This window comes from Acidovorax sp. Root568 (genome assembly GCF_001427445.1).
Taxonomy (GTDB): domain Bacteria; phylum Pseudomonadota; class Gammaproteobacteria; order Burkholderiales; family Burkholderiaceae_C; genus Acidovorax; species Acidovorax delafieldii.
Window position 1 is genome coordinate 323,470 of sequence record NZ_LMGP01000018.1, and the last position, 16,618, is coordinate 340,087.

At 67.9% G+C, this 16,618-nt stretch carries 12 protein-coding genes and 1 pseudogene; 7 read left to right on the top strand and 6 right to left on the bottom strand.

Going from position 1 to position 16,618, the window contains the following annotated elements; genetic code table 11:
* The first annotated feature begins 34 nt into the window (after positions 1-34).
* On the top strand, positions 35-3,451 hold the full coding sequence (locus ASD75_RS19365) for a FecR domain-containing protein (protein WP_082565098.1): 3,417 nt from the start codon (positions 35-37) through the stop codon (positions 3,449-3,451).
* 201 nt (positions 3,452-3,652) lie between these two features.
* Here the strand turns inward: ASD75_RS19365 and ASD75_RS19370 are convergent, their stop codons facing one another.
* Positions 3,653-4,954 carry a tryptophan--tRNA ligase gene (locus ASD75_RS19370; RefSeq protein WP_056747441.1) on the bottom strand — a complete coding sequence of 434 codons (1,302 nt, stop codon included), beginning with the start codon at positions 4,952-4,954 and terminating at the stop codon, positions 3,653-3,655.
* A 63-nt stretch (positions 4,955-5,017) separates the two neighbouring features.
* Complete coding sequence (locus ASD75_RS19375; RefSeq protein ID WP_056060897.1) at positions 5,018-5,686, bottom strand: site-2 protease family protein; 669 nt, start codon at positions 5,684-5,686, stop codon at positions 5,018-5,020.
* 245 nt (positions 5,687-5,931) lie between these two features.
* On the opposite strand from ASD75_RS19375, the gene ASD75_RS19380 reads away from it, so the two are divergent.
* Positions 5,932-7,080: a methyl-accepting chemotaxis protein gene (locus ASD75_RS19380; protein ID WP_056747442.1), complete on the top strand. Its 1,149-nt coding sequence runs from the start codon at positions 5,932-5,934 to the stop codon at positions 7,078-7,080.
* A 114-nt stretch (positions 7,081-7,194) separates the two neighbouring features.
* On the opposite strand, the gene ASD75_RS19385 is transcribed toward ASD75_RS19380, so the two are convergent.
* Positions 7,195-7,830 carry an L-threonylcarbamoyladenylate synthase gene (locus tag ASD75_RS19385; protein ID WP_056060901.1) on the bottom strand — a complete coding sequence of 212 codons (636 nt, stop codon included), beginning with the start codon at positions 7,828-7,830 and terminating at the stop codon, positions 7,195-7,197.
* Between the two features lie 97 nt (positions 7,831-7,927).
* Positions 7,928-8,785, bottom strand: a complete 858-nt coding sequence (locus ASD75_RS19390; RefSeq protein WP_056747443.1) for a 3',5'-nucleoside bisphosphate phosphatase — start codon at positions 8,783-8,785, stop codon at positions 7,928-7,930.
* Positions 8,786-8,968: 183 nt separating this feature from the next.
* Between ASD75_RS19390 and ASD75_RS24170 the strand changes: the two genes are divergently transcribed.
* From ASD75_RS24170 to ASD75_RS19405, 3 genes and pseudogenes are all read left to right on the top strand, one after another.
* Positions 8,969-9,865: HAMP domain-containing protein (locus tag ASD75_RS24170; protein ID WP_235511660.1), on the top strand; the 897-nt coding region annotated here is incomplete at its 3' end.
* Position 9,866: 1 nt separating this feature from the next.
* Positions 9,867-10,654: pseudogene (locus ASD75_RS23965) on the top strand (methyl-accepting chemotaxis protein); the annotation flags it as partial.
* A 414-nt stretch (positions 10,655-11,068) separates the two neighbouring features.
* Positions 11,069-11,293, top strand: coding sequence for a 4-oxalocrotonate tautomerase family protein (locus ASD75_RS19405; protein WP_056060909.1), 225 nt, complete (start codon positions 11,069-11,071; stop codon positions 11,291-11,293).
* An 11-nt stretch (positions 11,294-11,304) separates the two neighbouring features.
* On the opposite strand, the gene recJ is transcribed toward ASD75_RS19405, so the two are convergent.
* Together recJ and ASD75_RS19415 are read right to left on the bottom strand one after the other, a co-directional pair.
* A complete protein-coding gene (gene recJ, locus ASD75_RS19410) occupies positions 11,305-13,029 on the bottom strand; it encodes a single-stranded-DNA-specific exonuclease RecJ (protein WP_056747445.1) in 1,725 nt (574 codons plus the stop codon).
* Positions 13,026-13,988 (bottom strand): hypothetical protein, encoded by a 963-nt coding sequence (locus ASD75_RS19415; RefSeq protein WP_056747736.1) that lies wholly within the window; start codon positions 13,986-13,988, stop codon positions 13,026-13,028. Before ASD75_RS19415 ends, recJ begins: the two co-directional genes overlap by 4 nt.
* 80 nt (positions 13,989-14,068) lie before the next feature.
* Here ASD75_RS19415 and ASD75_RS19420 point away from each other — a divergent pair, with 80 nt between their 5' ends.
* Positions 14,069-15,322, top strand: a complete 1,254-nt coding sequence (locus ASD75_RS19420) for a lipoprotein-releasing ABC transporter permease subunit (RefSeq protein ID WP_056646585.1) — start codon at positions 14,069-14,071, stop codon at positions 15,320-15,322.
* Positions 15,315-16,016 carry a lipoprotein-releasing ABC transporter ATP-binding protein LolD gene (gene lolD / locus ASD75_RS19425; RefSeq protein WP_056747446.1) on the top strand — a complete coding sequence of 234 codons (702 nt, stop codon included), beginning with the start codon at positions 15,315-15,317 and terminating at the stop codon, positions 16,014-16,016. Before ASD75_RS19420 ends, lolD begins: the two co-directional genes overlap by 8 nt.
* Positions 16,017-16,618: the final 602 nt, after the last annotated feature.

The window sequence follows — 16,618 nt, forward strand, 5'->3', positions numbered from 1 at the left end:
TCCCCGGCGCAAGACTCCCCCAGAGAGGCCCACCATGCCCATCCCTCCTGTGTCATCCCCGTCACGCCTGGCGTGGCTTACGCCGGTGGGTGTCGCCCTGTCGGCCTGGAGTGCTGCCAGTGCCAGCGCGCAATGTGCCGGTGTACCTCTGGCGCCTGACGCAGTGGCTGCGCAAATTGTGGCGCTCAGCGGCCAAGGCGAAACGCGCCCCCCGGGCACCGAGCCCTGGCTGCCTGCCACGCTCGCCCAGCCGTTGAGACCGGGGGCAGACATGCGCACGCTGGCGTTGTCATCCGCCGCATTGCTGCTGGCAGACCGCACGCAGATCCGCATGTCGGCCAACGCGCAATTGAGGCTGTGCGAGGCCCAGCCAGCGCGCACCCTGCTGGAACTGGCTGCGGGCCGGCTGTGGGCGCGCACCAAGAAGGCCCCGGCCAACCTGCAACTGCAAACGCCTGCAGCGCTGGCCGTGGTGCGGGGTACCGACTGGGACGTGGAGGTGGACGGAGCGGGGCGGACCACGCTCACCGTGCTGTCCGGCGCTGTGGAGTTGCGCAACGACCTGGGCAGCGTGCAACTGGGGCCCGCCGAGCAGGGCGTGGCCGAGCCCGGCCAGGCGCCCGTAAAGCGGCTGCTGGTCAACCCCCGCGAGCGGGTGCAGTGGGTGGCCGCCTACCCGGGCGACCTGACGCGTTGGACCGAGTTCCAGCCCGTGAAAACGGCGCCAGCCGCTCTGGCGGAGGTACACACCGCATTGCGCGCGGGGCAATGGGCCCAGGCGCGTGCCATGTTGCAGGCCCTGTCGGCGCAGGGGGATGGTGGGGCGGTGGTCGAGCTGGCCCTGGCGGACCTGGAGGTGCTGGACGGCCAGCCCGACGCCGCTCAGCAGCGCCTGGCCTTGGCCTGGCAGCGCACGCAAGACCCCCGCACCGCTGCAGGCCGCGCCGACCTGCTGATGGCGCTGGACCGCCTGCCAGAAGCGCGCACCTGGATGGATACCACGCGGGCCGCGTCGCCCGGCTTTGCGCCATTGCTGCAGGCCGACGCCGACTGGCACCGGCTGCAAGGGCAGGGCGACGCTGCCCTGGCCTTGTACCGGCAGGCGTTGACCCACGCGGAGGGCGATGCGCAGCGGGCTGCCGTCCTGGCAGGGCTGGGCCGCGCATTGCAAGTGCGCGGAGACCTGCGTGCGGCCCGCAGTGCACTGGCGCAGGCCGTGGCCCTGGCGCCAGACCAAGCGGCCTACTGGGGCGAAGCCGCCACGGCGGCCATCGAAGCCCTGCGCTTGGCCGAGGCGCGCACCGACCTGGATGCCGCCCTGGTGCAGTCGGGCGACGACTACGTGGCCCTGGCGGCTGCCGGACTACTGGCGCTGCGGCAGGGCGATGCCGAGGCCGCCCGCACCGCGCTGCTCAAGGCCCTGGTGATCGAGCCGCGATACGCCCGCGCACAGGTGTGGCTGGCGGTGGCCGAATACACGCTGGGCGAGCGCGCCGCAGCGATGGACGCACTGGACCGCGCACGCTTGGCTGACGCGCGCGACCCGCTGCCCTGGCAGGTGGAGGCCATGCTGCGCAACGACAGCGGCGAGCCCGCGGCGGCCATGGCCGCAGCGCGCGAGGCACTCACCCGGCTGCCCTACCTGAAGTCGCTCAACCCGCTGGCCTCGGACAGCCAGGGCTCTGCCAACCTGGGCAAGGCGCTGGGCGACTTCGGCATGGAGCACTGGGCACGGGCCTACGCCAGCGCGTCGTACTACCCGCTGTGGGCGGGCAGCCACTTCTTTCTGGCCGACCGGTACGAGAGCGACTTCAGCCGCCGCTCCGAGCTGTTCCAGGGCTACCTCACCGACCCCACCGTGTTTGGCGCCAGCGACAAGCGCGCACCGCTCCTGCTGTCTGCAGGCAGTGAATGGTCGATGGGCACGAGCGCTGAACGCAACCCGCTGCGCCACAACGCCACGGCCGATGTGGGCTACCGCGGCTTTGCCGCCAGCAGCGTGCCTGTGGCCTGGCTGGTGCGCGCCAACGACGTGCAGATGTGGCCCCGCGAAGGCTCCGCCACCACGCAGTACCGCCTGTCGTCGCCCGGGGTGGACCTGGCGCTGGGTGTGCGGCCCAACGAGAGCCTGTCGCTGTTCGCGCTGCATGGTGACACCACCTTGCGCTATCGCTTTCCGCAAGGCCTGGACTTCGGCAACGGCATCACCTTCACCGGCGGCGCCGAGACGCGCACCCGCCGCACCGACCTGGGCGCTGCGTGGCGCTGGTCGGCCGACAGCCAGACCTGGTTCAAGGTGCACAGCGGGCGCCAGACCTCCGGCCTGGTGCTGGACGATGCGCGTTGGGGTCCCCAGGACTACCGCTATGCCAGTGACGAGCAGGGCCTGTTCCTGCGCCACACGGTGCTCTGGGGCGCGCACCGCATGAGTGTGGGCTGGGAGCGCGTGGACCGGGACACCGTCAGCGCGATCTCTGACCCCGGCATCACCACGCCGCGCACCAACACCGAGCGCTACCACATGCCCTGGGTGGCGGGCGAATGGCGCAGCGGTGCCTGGACCTGGATGGCCGAGGCGTACTGGCCCCGGTTCACCACCCGGCAGCGCGACCGCTATGCAGACACGGCGACGGGGCAAGACCTGCTGCCCGCGCAGGACGACGGCGCGGCGCACCACCACCGGCTGCTGCCGCGCCTGGGCGCCAGCCTGCGCCTGGGCCCGGGCCGCGCACTGCATTGGGCCTGGCAGGAGAGCGTGCGGGCGCCCGGCACGCACACCCTGTCGCCCGTCGCCACGGGCGCCATTGCCGTGGACAACCAGTACCTGCTGGCGGGCAGCTACGCCCGCAAGCACGCGGTGCAACTGGACTGGGAGGCCAGCCCCACCACCTTCTGGGGTGCCAGCCTGTCGGGGCAGCGCATCAGCAACCTGGTGGCCGCCAACGGTCGCCTGTTTGCACAGAACACGGGGGCGCTGTTCGACAACGTGGCCACCATTGCGCCCGTGGTGCTCAATGCCCAGACCACGCTCAACACCTATGAGGAAACGCCCCTCTTCGGGCAGGGGCAGCTGGCGCAGGCCACGGTGTCCGTCAACCATTTGCTGGGTCCGCGCTGGAGCGTGTTGGGCAGCTACATCCACACCACATCGCGCAACATCGGGGCGGGTCTGGAGGGGCGTTGGCTGCCCGGCTTTGCCCGCCACGTGGTGCTGGGCCAGACCACATGGCGCCATGAGGCGCGCAGCTTTTCGCTGCTGCGCCTGACCTGGCGCGGTATGCGCTACATCGACGAGGCCAACACTGTGCAACGCGCCCCGGGCTGGAGCCTGGCCCTGGCCCATGGCTGGGAGTTGCAGGACCGGCGCTGGAGCTTTACCGGCACGGTGCAGACCGGGCTGCGCACCGGGGAGCGGCCCACGCTGTGGGCCCTGGTGCGGTACCGGGACTGAAGGGGCGCCCAGTGTGCAGAGGGCGCCTTTACCGGGTGATGGAAGGGTGTGTGAGGCCTTTTTGGCCGGTAGCGCCAGTGCGATATGCCCAAGTAGCTATCAAAAATGTAGCAAATAGGCGTTGAAAGGCGTACAAAAAAAGCCCGCAGCCTTGCGGCTCGGGCTGTGTGTCTTGCACGCTGCGCTCGGTGGCGCGCCGGCTTATGCAGCGGCGGCCTCGGCCAGCGCCTGCAGTGCGGCCGTCACTTCGGCAGCTTCCACGCCGTCCACGGGGGCCAAACGCGGGGCCAGGGTCTGCAGGGCTGCGCTGTCCTTCTGCAACTGGGCAATCGCCTGGCCAGCCTCCTTGGGTGCGTCAAAGCCCGTGCTCTGCAGCAGCAGGCGGCCGTCGGCGGCCACGAGCTTGAAGTAGAACTTGCCGTCGGCCTCGCGGTACTGCTTGAAAGCGGGCAGTGCGGCCTTGGCGGCCTTGGCCGGTTTGGCGGCTGTGCTGGCCTGCACCAGGCTGCGCAGGCCCACGGCGCTGCGCAGTTCGCGGATGAACGGCGTGGCCAGCGCGCGGGCGCGCTCGGCACCGGCCAGCAGGGTCTGTTCGATGCGGGCGGGGTTGTGGATGAGTTCTTCGTACTGCGCGCGCATGGGGGCGATCACCTGGTCCACGCGCTCCAGCAGCAGGTGCTTGGCGTCGCCCCAGGCAATGCCGTCGGTATAGGCCTTGCGCAGGGCCTCGGTCTCTTCAGGCGTGGCAAAGGCCTGGTAGATCTGGAACAGGGCCGAGCCTTCGACCTCTTTGGCCTCGCCGGGCGCGCGCGAGTCGGTCAGGATGCCACCGATGAGCTTTTGCAGCTGCGCGCGCGAGCTGAACAGCGGGATGGTGTTGTCGTAGCTCTTGCTCATCTTGCGGCCGTCCAGCCCGGGCAGTGTGGCCACATGGTCGTCGATAGCCGCCTCGGGCAGCACAAAGTGCTCGCCGTACAGGTGGTTGAAGCTGGCCGCCATGTCGCGGGCCATCTCGATGTGCTGGATCTGGTCGCGGCCCACCGGCACCTTGTGGGCCTTAAACATCAGAATGTCCGCGCCCATCAGTACCGGGTACATGAACAGGCCTGCGGTGACACCGTCGTCATGCTCGCGCCCGGCGGCGGTGTTCTTGTCCACGCTGGCCTTGTAGGCGTGGGCACGGTTCAGCACGCCCTTGCCGGTCACGCAGGTCAGCAGCCAGGTCAGCTCGGGAATCTCGGGGATGTCGGACTGGCGGTAGAAGGTGACCTTTTCAGGGTTGAGCCCTGCGGCCAGCCAGCTGGCCGCGATCTCCAGCGTGGAGCGCTGGATGCGCACCGGGTCTTCGCACTTGATGAGCGCGTGGTAGTCGGCCAGAAAGTAAAAGCTCTGCACGCCGGGCGTGAGGCTGGCCGCCACCGACGGGCGGATGGAGCCGACGAAGTTGCCCAGGTGGGGGGTGCCGGTGGTGGTGATGCCGGTGAGAAAACGGGTGGTGCTCATGGGAAACAAAAACTCAGCAGATCAAATGAACAGGAAGTGGCGGGCTCACAGGCTGTGCTGCGCTCAGCGCAGCAAGGCCGTCAACGGGGTGAGCAACAGGTTGATGGCGGTGTAGCCCACGGCCATCAGGGGGCGCAGCCACAGCGTGCCCACCACCCCGGCGATCACCAGGCCCATCACGATGAAAAAGCCCCAGGGCTCGATGCGCGACACCATATGGGCCTGTTTCCAGGGCAGCAGGCCCACCAGAATGCGCCCGCCATCGAGCGGCGGCAGCGGAAACAGGTTGAAGGCCCACATCACTAGGTTGACCATGACCCCGGCGCGTGCCATTTCCAGGAAGAAGCGCTCCTCAATCCCCGTGCCCACCAGCACTACCAGCAGCACGGCCCAGGCGATGGCCTGGATGAAGTTCGACGCGGGCCCGGCCAGGGCCACCCACACCATGTGCTTCTTGGGGTTGCGCAGATTGCCGAAGTTGACCGGCACCGGCTTGGCGTAGCCAAACAGGAAGGCGCCCGAGGTCGCAAAGTACAGCAGCAGCGGCATCAGGATGGTGCCGACCGGGTCAATGTGCTTGAAAGGGTTGAGCGTGATGCGCCCCATCATGTACGCGGTGTTGTCGCCAAAGTGGCGCGCCGCGTAGCCATGGGCCGCCTCGTGCACAGTGATGGCAAACAGCACCGGCAGGGCGTAGATCAGAACGGTTTGGATGAGATTGGAGGTGTCCACGCCGGGATTGTCTCAGACGCCCCGCTGCCCCCGGCGTTGCCAGGGTGACCCGGCGGGTGTTCAGGCGCCCGGCGGCAACCGCGTATTGTGGGTTGTACGTATGCTGACGGGTCTCCAGGCGGGGTGTTCGTTGCTAGCATCAACCTTTTGCCCGCAGCCCGTGCCAGTTTGTGCCCCTTGGTGCGTTGCGCTGCGCGGCGGCCCCTCCCACAACGACATACAACAGGCCTGGAGACATTGAAGCCATGTGGAACAACTTGAAGATAGGAACGCGCCTGTTGCTGGCGTTTGGCGGCCTCGCACTCGTCGTGCTGCTGCTGATGGTGATGGCGCTGTCCGGCATCGGCGGTGCCGAACAGGCGCTGCAGGGCGCCACGCCCCCGGCCCAGGCGGCGCTGGCACAGTTGCAAAGTGCGCGCAACTGGGTCATCGGTTGCAGCGTGGTGGTGTTTGTGCTGGCCCTGGTGGCCACGCTCAGCCTGCGCGCCAGCATCGTGGCGCCGCTCAACCAGGCCATCCTGATTGCCGAAACGGTGGCGTCTGGCGACCTGAGCCAGGAGTTCAACTCCGACCTGGAGGGCGACTTTGGCCGACTGCTGGGCGCGCTGGGCACCATGGAGGACACGCTGACCGACTTGGTGTCCCGCATCAAGCAAAGCACTGATTCGATCACGGCCTCTGCGGCAGACATTGACCATGGCAACACCGACCTGTCGCGTAGGGCGGAAGACCAGGTGTCGTCCCTGACCGAGACGGCAGCCAGCATGGAGCAGCTGACAGCCACCGTGCGCCAGAACGCCGAGCGCGCCCATTCGGCCAGCGGCCTGGCCGTGCAAGCGTCGGCGATTGCCGAGCAGGGCGGGTCGGTGGTGGGCGAGGTGGTGCAGACCATGCAGGCCATCAGTGGCAGCTCGCGCAAGATCGTGGACATCATCCAGGTGATCGAGGGCATCGCCTTCCAGACCAATATCCTGGCACTCAATGCTGCCGTGGAGGCCGCGCGTGCCGGCGAACAGGGCCGGGGTTTTGCCGTGGTGGCCAGCGAGGTGCGCAACCTGGCGCAACGCAGCGCGGTGGCCGCGCGTGAGATCAAGGCGCTGATCAGCGCGTCGGTCGAGCAGGTCGAAAGCGGCGCCGGTCAAGTGGGCAAGGCGGGCAAGACCATGGAAGAGATCGTCGGCGCTGTGGGCCAGGTGAGCGCGCTGCTGGGCGAAATCTCCACCGCCCTGCGCGAGCAGAGCGAAGCCATCAGCCATGTCAACGGGGCGGTGTCGCACATGGACGGCAGCACGCAGGAGACGGCCTCACTGGTGCAGCATGCGGTGAGCACGGCGTCGGCCCTGTCGGCGCAGGCCCGCGACCTGGAGCAGGCGGTCGGGGCGTTCAAGCTCTGACGAGTCTCTGAGCCGCCGCGCGGCTCTCCCCTCCAAGGCGCGCTATCGGTGGCTGAGCGAAGCCCGCTGCACCGCAGCGAATGTATTGGGGGTGGCGCCGCTTCGGGGGGGCTCTTACAGCCCCAGCGCTTGCAGGCTGCCCCGGCCCTCGCGCACCACCACCGGGTCGCCGCCCGTGCCCATGGGGGTCAGGTCCACCACAGTGGTGGGCTCCAGGGGGCAGGCCCCGGCATCGACGATGGCATCCACCAGCTTTTCATAGCGCTCGCGGATTTCCTGCGGGTCGTTCAGGGGCTCGGTCTCACCCGCAGGGATCAACGTGGTGGCCAGCAGCGGGGCGCCGTGCAGCTCCAGTAGCAGCTGCAGGCCTTTGCGGTCGGGCACCCGCAGCCCAATGGTCTTGCGCGAGGGGTGGCTCACGCGGCGGGGCACTTCCTTGGTGGCTTCGAGGATGAAGGTGTACGGGCCTGGCGTGCCCAGCTTGAGCAGGCGGTACTGCCGGTTGTCCACCCGTGCGTAGTTGGCCAGCTCCGACAGGTCGCGGCACAGCAGCGTGAGGTGGTGCTTTTCGTCCACCTGGCGGATGCGGCGCAGGCGGTCCACTGCGTCCTTGTCGTCCAGGTGGCAGACCAGCGCATAGCTCGAATCCGTGGGCACGGCCACGATGCCGCCCTTTTGCAGCAGCAGTGCGGCTTGCTTGAGCAGCCGGGGCTGCGGGTTGTCGGGATGGGCTTCGAAATACTGGGCCATGGGGCAGGTTCTCAGTGATGCGTGGCGCTGCGCGTGGGTGCCTTGCCTGGTGGCAGGTCGTCCAGAGGGCGCCTGGCGCGCCTGCGGCGGCGCGGGGTCATCGCAAAATTCGGTCGGACAGCAGTTCCCACACGGGGGTCAATGCGCCGGGCAGCAGGGGCAACGTGCCCAGGTCGGTGTGCGACTCGTCGGGGCTGTGGAAGTCGCTGCCACGCGATGCGGCCAGGCCAAACTCCTGCGCCATGTCGGCGTAGGTCACGTACTCGGCTGCGCTGTGGCTGCCCGTGACGACCTCGACCGCCCGGCCACCGTGCTGCTTGAATTCGGAGAACAGCGCGAATTCTTCATTGGCGCTGAACTTGTAGCGCGCCGGGTGGGCGATCACCGCAATGCCCCCGGCCTGTGTGATCCAGCGCACGGCATCCCCCAGGCTGGCCCACCGGTGGGGCACATAGCCCGGTTTGCCTTCGGTCAGGAATTTGCGAAACACCTCGGAGGTGTCCTTGCACACGCCGGTTTCCATCAGAAAACGCGCGAAATGGGTGCGCGAGATGAGTGCCGGGTTGCCCACAAACTGCAGCGCCCCTTCGTAGGCGCCCTTGATGCCGACCTGGGCCAGCTGGGCCGCCATCTCCTGCGCCCGTTCGCCGCGCCCGCCGCGTGTGGCGGCCAGGCCCTGGGCCAGCTGGGCGTCGTCAGGGTCAAAGCCCAGACCCACGATATGGACGGTGGTGTCGGCAAAGGTGACCGAAATCTCGGTCCCGGTGAGGTAGGCCATGCCTTGGGCGCGGGCGGCAGCGGCCGCACGGTGCTGGCCGCCGATCTCGTCATGGTCCGTCAACGCCCACAGCTCCACCCCGTTGGCCTTGGCCCGCGCGGCCAGGTCTTCGGGCGTCAGGGTTCCGTCGGAAACGACGGAATGGCAGTGCAGGTCGGCGTTGAGTATGGAGGTCACCGATTCATTTTAGGGCTTGTACTGATAACGCGCCCCACGGAATCCATTAACACTTGTTACATGCACACTTCGCCTGGCTGGCGGGTGTTCAGCCGGGTCGAACGCCGGCAGTGTGGTGGTTTTCCTTGGGCAAGATACAACAACGCGGAACCTCGGGGTTTTTGCAGAGCATCAGGAGCAACCATGAAATTCAATGACCTGCGCGTCGCCCACAAGATGTGGAGCGTGATTCTTGGCCTGCTGGCGCTGATGCTGGTGGCCGCCGTCTGGACCCAGTGGTATGGGCGGCAGGTCACTGCTGCGACCGAAGAGTCCGTCAACAAATACGAGTCCGCCATCACCACGGCGGTCAGCTGGCGTGGCCTGGCGGAAGTGGCGGTCACCATGTCGATGGCCGGGTTTGTGACCACCGACCAGGCGCTCAAGGCAGATTTTGATACTCGGGTGGCTGCGCTCACCGCACGCATCACCCCGGTGCAGGAAAAGATCAACAAGGCGGCGGTGTCCCCCGAGGACAAGGCGGTATTGGCCGCGGTGGCCGCTGCGCGTGCCGATGTCCGGGGCCAGACCGACAAGCTCAAGGAGCTGACCGATGCGGGCGATGCAGCCGCCAAGCAGGCCTATGTGGACAAGGTTTACCGGCCCAAGGTGTTGGCTTATCTGGAGTCGATCGACAAGTTCGTGGCCGTGCAGGAGCGCCAGCGTGACGATGCGGTGCAGGCCGCACGTGCCACGCGCGGCAACCTGGTGCTGATCGGGGCTGCCGCAGCCATCGCGGTGGTGGCCCTGGGCATGCTGCTGGCGGCCCTGCTGGTGCGCTCCATCACGCGGCCGCTGGATCGGGCCGTGGTGCTGGCCGAAGCCATTTCGGCCGGGGACCTGACCCAAGACATCCACGATGACCGCAAGGATGAACTGGGCGTGCTCACCCGGGCGCTGTCGGCCATGTCGTCACGGCTGCGTGGTGTGGTGAGCGAAGTACGCCAGGGGGTGGACTCGGTCTCGTCGGCCTCGGTGGAGATTGCCAACGGCAACCACGACCTGTCGGCGCGCACCGAGCAGACGGCCTCCAACCTGGAANCGCCAGGGGGTGGACTCGGTCTCGTCGGCCTCGGTGGAGATTGCCAACGGCAACCACGACCTGTCGGCGCGCACCGAGCAGACGGCCTCCAACCTGGAAGAGACGGCAGCCAGCATGGAACAGCTCACGGCCACCGTGAGCCAGTCGGCCGACACGGCCCGCCAGGCCAACCAGCTCGCCGGCACGGCAGCCCAGGCTGCAGCGCGGGGCGGCGAAGTGGTGGGCCAGGTGGTCACCAGCATGCAGCAGATCACCGACAGCAGCCGCAAGATCAGCGACATCATCGGCACCATCGACGGCATCGCCTTCCAGACCAACATCCTGGCGCTGAACGCAGCGGTGGAAGCCGCCCGAGCAGGCGAGCAGGGCCGTGGGTTTGCGGTGGTGGCCAGCGAAGTGCGCAGCCTGGCGCAGCGCAGCGCCGAGGCGGCCAAAGAGATCAAGACCCTGATCAGCGCCAGCGTGGAGAACGTGGAATCGGGCTCGGCCCAGGTGGCGCAGGCAGGGCAAAGCATGCAAGAGATCGTTGCCAGCGTACAGCGGGTGAGCGACCTCATCGGCGAGATCACGGCCTCCTCGACAGAACAGCGCGACGGCATCGCGCAGGTCAACCAGGCCGTCACACACCTCGATCAGATGACGCAACAGAACGCGGCGCTGGTGGAAGAGTCCACGGCCGCAGCCGCCTCGATGCGTGACCAGGCACAGCACCTGGCGCAGGTGGTGTCGGTATTCAACGTGGGAGCGGTGGCCACCCGGGCGCCGACAGCGGCACCCCGCGCTGCAGCNATGCGTGACCAGGCACAGCACCTGGCGCAGGTGGTGTCGGTATTCAACGTGGGAGCGGTGGCCACCCGGGCGCCGACAGCGGCACCCCGCGCTGCAGCGCCGGCGCCTGCGCCACGGCCCGCCGTGGTCAAGGCAGCGGCCAGCGCGCCCCGCGTGGCATCGGCCGCCGCGCCGAAGGCCCCAGCGCCCGCACCGGCGCGCCTGCCTGCGGCCAAGGCACCCGCCCCCGCACCTGCTGCCAAGGCAGCGGCGCAGGGTGGCGATGACGATTGGGAGAGCTTCTAAATCGATAGCGGCCAGCGCATGACCATCAAGCGCTGGCGGCTATTTTTTGTGGTCGGTATTCCGGCCGATTTGACAGCAAGGCAGCGTGAGCTGCCTTTTGTTTTGGTGCACCTTGAAAGGATTCTCCGATGCCCCTGGTCAACATCCGCCTTGCGCGCCGCGACCTGCCGACTACCGCAGCCCAGAAAGCCGCCCTGATTGCGGGCGTGACCCAGCTCATGCAGCAGGTGCTGGACAAGCGGCCGGAAAGTGTCACCGTCATCATCGACGAGGTGGACCCCGAGAACTGGGGGCAAGGCGGAGAGCCGGTGACCGTGATCCGCCAGCGAAGCAAGGGGCCGACGCAGGCTTGAGCGGTGGCGCGCTACACCTGCGCGCCTTCGACCAGGAACTGCACCTTGCGCTCGCCCTTCCACTCGTTCACATCCAGGCGGAAGGCCAGCAGCACCCGGGCAGGCAACTGCTCGGTGTGACCGAACCAGATGGCATCCACGGGGTTGCCCTGGTGGATGAGCTTGAGCGACAGGTGGTTCTTGGCCTCGCCCACCAGGCGCTGGCTCACGATCTGCACCTCTTCGCTGAAGGTCGGGGGCGCAAAGCCCTGGCCCCAGACCTCGCGGTGCAGCGTGTCCACGATGTCGGCGCGGCAATATTCGGGGGCCAGCGGGCCGTCGGTTTCGATGCGGCGGGTGAGGGTGGCGGCGTCCAGCCATTCCTGCGCCACCTGGGCAAAGGCCTGCTCGAACACGTCGAACGATTCCTCCGCCACGGTGCAGCCCGCCGCCATGGCGTGGCCGCCGAACTTGAGGATCACGCCCGGGTGGCGTTTGGCCACCAGGTCGAGAGCGTCGCGCAGATGAAAGCCGGGGATGGAGCGGCCCGAGCCTTTGAGCTCATGCTCCTTGCCCGGCGCACTGCTCGCGGCAAACACGAACGTGGGGCGGTGCAGCTTGTCCTTGATGCGGCTGGCCACGATGCCGACCACGCCTTCGTGGAAGTCGGGGTCGAACACGCTGATGGCTGGGGGCGGCTCTTCGCTCTCATCAAACAGGCTCTCGGCCATGAGCATGGCCTGCTCGCGCATGCCGCCTTCGATTTCGCGGCGCTCGCGGTTGATGCCGTCGAGCGTGCTGGCGAGTTCTGCGGCGCGGCCTGCGTTGTCGGTCAGCAGGCATTCGATGCCCAGCGTCATGTCGGCCAGGCGGCCTGCGGCGTTGATGCGTGGGCCTAAAGCAAAGCCAAAGTCGAAGGTGGTGGCCACGGGCGCCTTGCGGCCGGCGGCGTGGAACAGGGCGGCGATGCCTGCGGGCATCTGCCCCGCGCGGATGCGCTTCAAGCCCTGGGCGACCAGGCGGCGGTTGTTGGCATCCAGCTTGACCACGTCAGCCACGGTGCCCAGCGCCACCAGGGTGAGCAAGGGGTCGAGCTTGGGTTGCGTGGCGGCGTCAAACACGCCACGCGCACGCAGCTCGGCGCGCAAGGCCAGCAGCACATAAAACATCACGCCCACCCCGGCCATGGACTTGCTTTCGAAAGGGCAGCCGGGCTGGTTGGGGTTGACGATGGCGTCCGCCGCAGGCAGCTCGGGGCCAGGCAGGTGGTGGTCGGTCACCAGCACCTGCAGGCCCAGCGCCTTGGCTTCGGCCACGCCGTCCACGCTGGCGATGCCGTTGTCCACGGTGATGAGCATGTCGGCACCCCGCTCGGCCACGCGGCGGGCGATCGAGGCGGTGAGGCCGTAGCCGTCGGTCACGCGGTCGGGCACCAGGTAGTCCACGTTCTGGGCGCCCAGCAGCCGCAGGCCGCGCACACCCACGGCGCAGGCGGTGGCGCCGTCGCAGTCGTAGTCGGCCACGATGATGAGCCGTTGGTTCTGTGCCATGGCATCGGCCAGCAGGCGGGCTGCAGCGTCAATGCCCTTCAATCCGTGGTCGCCACTGGGCGGCAGCAGGCGGCCCAGGCCATCGTCCAACTCGTCCTTGGCCCGCACGCCACGCGCGGCGTACAGGCGCGCCAGCAGCGGGTGCACGCCGGCCTGCTCCAGCGCCCAGGCGGCGCGGGGCGGAATGTCTCTTGCTATTATTTTCATAGCTGCACCAGCATATTCGACCAGCGCATGGGGCGAAAAAGACCTTGAAACCGCTGTGCAAGGCTGCGTGGAGCGGTGTGGAAGCCCAGCGCATTGCGTTCGCCGCACAGGGTCAGCTGCACGGGCGTGCCGCTTTCGGCCCGGCGCAGCAGGTCGGCCACGGGGCCTGCGTCCAGCGCGGCCCAGGCGCTGACCCAGGTGCGCCAGTCGTCGTGCAAGGCGGCGTCCCGCAGGGTGGTGGGCATGTGGGGCATGTGGGGGGATGGGGGGGCGGGCGGTGGATTGGACAGTGCGCCCGTGCCATGCACCCAGAACGAGTTGACGACGGGCAGCCCGCGCGTAGAGCGCTCGTCGTTGAAGGCGTGGGTGTACAGCAGCATCTGCATCTCGCTGTGCAGGCGATGCAGGGTGCGGGCTTGTTTGACATCGGGCATCCAGGCGCGCACGTCGCGCAGCAGCACACGTTCCAGCGACGCGGTGGCCAGGTCGGCAAACAGCGGCCCGCTGGCCAGCCAGCGCGTGGGCTGGTCGTAGTGCAGGGTGATGCCGTCCTCGGCAAACCAGGGCGCCACGATGGCCAGCAGCGCGCGGGACGCGGCTTCGTCCAGCCCCAGCTGTTCGGGGTCGCGCAGGGTGACGTGGTCGGTGCTGACCTGCCACTGGCAGGGCGTGACGAAGGCCCAGGCCTCGCCGTGGATCGTCAGGCCTTGCTGGTGGCGGTGCCAGGCCGCCCAGGGGATGCGGCCGTCTTGTGCGGGCAGGCCCAGGGCGCGGGCGAGGGCGCGTTCATGGGGGGCTGAGAAGCTGGTTTCTTCGCCGGTGTCGTTGTGTTCGGGGCGGGGGCTGAGCCGGGCCAGCAGCCGGTCCAGGTGGGGCAGGGCCAGGCCCTGTTGGGCTTGCTGGCATCCCGGTGAGGCGCTGGCGGCGTAGGGAATGAGCAAATGGGTGGTGTCCGACATGGGCGTATTGTCCGGGATGCCACAATCGGCCCGGCCCGTAGCGTGCATTCCGCACCGTACAGGTCCTTCTTTCCTAATCCATGCAAATTCCCTACGAACTGGCCCTGGGCTGGCGCTACACGCGCGCGGGCCGCGCCACGCGGCGCAATGGCTTCATCTCGTTCATCTCGGGCGTGTCCATGCTGGGCATTGCGCTGGGGGTGGCGGCGCTGATCATCGTGCTGTCGGTGATGAACGGCTTTCAGAAGGACGTGCGCGACCGCATGCTCAGCGTGGTCTCGCACATCGAGATCTTTGCGCCCCTGGGGGCCGCACTGCCCGACCCGGCGCTTACCCTGGCCGAGGCCAAGAAGAACCCGAACGTGATCGGGGCTGCGCCTTTTGTGGCAGCACAGGCCCTGCTGGCGCGTGGCGAAGACATGAAGGGTGCGCTGGTGCGCGGTATCGACCCGGCCCTGGAGGGTGCGGTGACCGACCTGGCTGCCACCAATGAGAAAACGCTGAACCTGCTGGTGCCCGGCGAGTTCCGCGTGGTGCTGGGGGGCGAGCTGGCCCGTGCCCTGGGCGTGCGGGTGGGCGACCCGGTGACGCTGATTGCGCCCGCCGGCCAGGTGACGCCGGCTGGCGTGGTGCCGCGCCTCAAGCAGATGACGGTGGCGGGCACGTTTGACTCCGGCCACTACGAATATGACTCGGCCCTGGTGCTGCTGCACCATGAAGACGCGCAGCGCATCTTCCGCCTGGAAGGCCCAACGGGCGTGCGCCTGAAGCTCAAGGACCTGCACCAGGCCCGCGAGGTGGCGCAGCAGCTGGCGCAGTCCCTGAGCGGCCAGCTGCTGATCCGCGACTGGACGCAGCAAAACCGCACCTGGTTCGCCGCGGTGCAGCTCGAAAAACGCATGATGTTCATCATCCTCACGCTCATCGTGGCGGTGGCCGCGTTCAACCTGGTCTCCACGCTGGTGATGACGGTGACCGACAAGCGCGCCGACATCGCCATCCTGCGCACTCTGGGCGCCAGCCCCAAAAGCATCATGGGCATCTTTGTGGTGCAGGGCGCGATGGTGGGCGTGATCGGCACGCTGGTCGGCCTGCTGCTGGGCCTTGGCATCGCGTTCAACATCGATGTGATCGTGCCGGCCATCGAGCGCGCGCTGAACGCGAGCTTTTTGCCCAAGGACATCTACCTCATCAGCAAGATGCCCAGCGAGCCGCAGAGCAGCGACATCGTGCCCATTGCGGTCATCTCGCTGGTGCTGGCCTTTGTGGCCACCCTGTACCCCAGCTGGCGCGCCAGCCGTGTGAACCCTGCCGAGGCGCTGCGTTATGAGTAACCCCACCCCCCATACCAACAGCCACCCGGTGGTGCTGGAAGCCAAGGGCCTGACCAAACGCTTTACCGAAGGCCGCCTGGATGTGACCGTGCTCAAGGGCGTGGACCTGCGGATCCATGCGGGTGAAACGCTGGCGATAGTGGGCGCCTCGGGCTCGGGCAAGAGCACCTTGCTGCACCTGCTGGGCGGGCTGGATGCACCCACGGCGGGCACGGTGCGCCTCAAGGGCGAGGAGATGTCGTCGCTGTCGGCGGAGCGCCAGGGGCAGCTGCGCAACCAGCACCTGGGGTTTATCTACCAGTTCCACCACCTGCTGCCGGAGTTCAGTGCGCTGGACAACGTGGCCATGCCGCTGCGCATCCGCCGCCTGCCGTTGGCCCAGTGCCATGCGGAGGCGGAGCGGGTGCTGGCGTCAGTCGGTTTGAAGGAGCGGCTGATGCACCGGCCGGCCGAGCTGTCGGGCGGTGAGCGTCAGCGGGTGGCGATTGCGCGGGCGTTGGTGACCCGGCCTGCGTGTGTGCTGGCGGACGAGCCTACGGGCAATCTGGACCGGAGTACGGCTGACGGGGTGTTTGACTTGATGCTGCAGTTGGCGCGGGATCAGGGCACGGCGTTTGTAATGGTGACGCACGATGAGTCGCTGGCGGCGCGGTGTGACCGGGTGGTGAGGCTGGTGTCTGGGGTTTTGGGGTGATTTTGGCTGGATGCGCTAGTGGAATATGCGCTAGCAGCTATGCTTTTTGAAGCGCTCTCCCTCTGCGCAAAGGGTTGTGTGCCTGGTTAATGGCATGCCTTGATGAAGGGCGGAGGCCGGGAGTCGCCCGGCAGGCGAGGTACTTTTCTTTGCTTCGCCAAAGAAAAGTACCCAAAAGAAAGGCGACCCCCAGTCTGCGACCCCTTCGCGTTGCGAAGGGGCAAACCTGCGGCGGGGCGGCTACGGGGTGCGCCGTGGAACTCACTGCGCTGCGTTGCAGCTTCGTTCAGACATCCACGGCGAGTCAGAGCACGAGGCATGGGCGCTCCGACGCCCATGCTCACCCCGCAACCGCCCCGCCGCAGGCGCAGCCAGCAGGGGGTGGACAGCCGAACATCCAACAGCCGAACAACCATTCGGGCCATTGCTGCGCTCGGTCCGGGCTGCGCAGCGCGATGTGGGGCCGAGCGCAGCAAAGGCCCGTGTGGATGTTCTGCTCCCAGTGCCCCTCTGGATGCGCCGAGGAGCGCAGGGTTTGGCGGATCAGGGCTCGCGTGTGTCTGAGCGACGCGCAGCGGCGCGAGTTGAGCGAGACCCCGCCA

What these genes read in the sequence shown, in the direction of transcription:
- ASD75_RS19420 (WP_056646585.1), top strand. Translation starts at nt 14,069, where the DNA reads ATGCAAATTCCCTACGAACTGGCCCTGGGCTGGCGCTACACGCGCGCG.
- recJ (WP_056747445.1), bottom strand. Translation starts at nt 13,029, where the DNA reads ATGAAAATAATAGCAAGAGACATTCCGCCCCGCGCCGCCTGGGCGCTG.
- lolD (WP_056747446.1), top strand. Translation starts at nt 15,315, where the DNA reads ATGAGTAACCCCACCCCCCATACCAACAGCCACCCGGTGGTGCTGGAA.
- ASD75_RS19380 (WP_056747442.1), top strand. Translation starts at nt 5,932, where the DNA reads ATGTGGAACAACTTGAAGATAGGAACGCGCCTGTTGCTGGCGTTTGGC.
- ASD75_RS19370 (WP_056747441.1), bottom strand. Translation starts at nt 4,954, where the DNA reads ATGAGCACCACCCGTTTTCTCACCGGCATCACCACCACCGGCACCCCC.
- ASD75_RS19365 (WP_082565098.1), top strand. Translation starts at nt 35, where the DNA reads ATGCCCATCCCTCCTGTGTCATCCCCGTCACGCCTGGCGTGGCTTACG.
- ASD75_RS19405 (WP_056060909.1), top strand. Translation starts at nt 11,069, where the DNA reads ATGCCCCTGGTCAACATCCGCCTTGCGCGCCGCGACCTGCCGACTACC.
- ASD75_RS19385 (WP_056060901.1), bottom strand. Translation starts at nt 7,830, where the DNA reads ATGGCCCAGTATTTCGAAGCCCATCCCGACAACCCGCAGCCCCGGCTG.
- ASD75_RS19415 (WP_056747736.1), bottom strand. Translation starts at nt 13,988, where the DNA reads ATGTCGGACACCACCCATTTGCTCATTCCCTACGCCGCCAGCGCCTCA.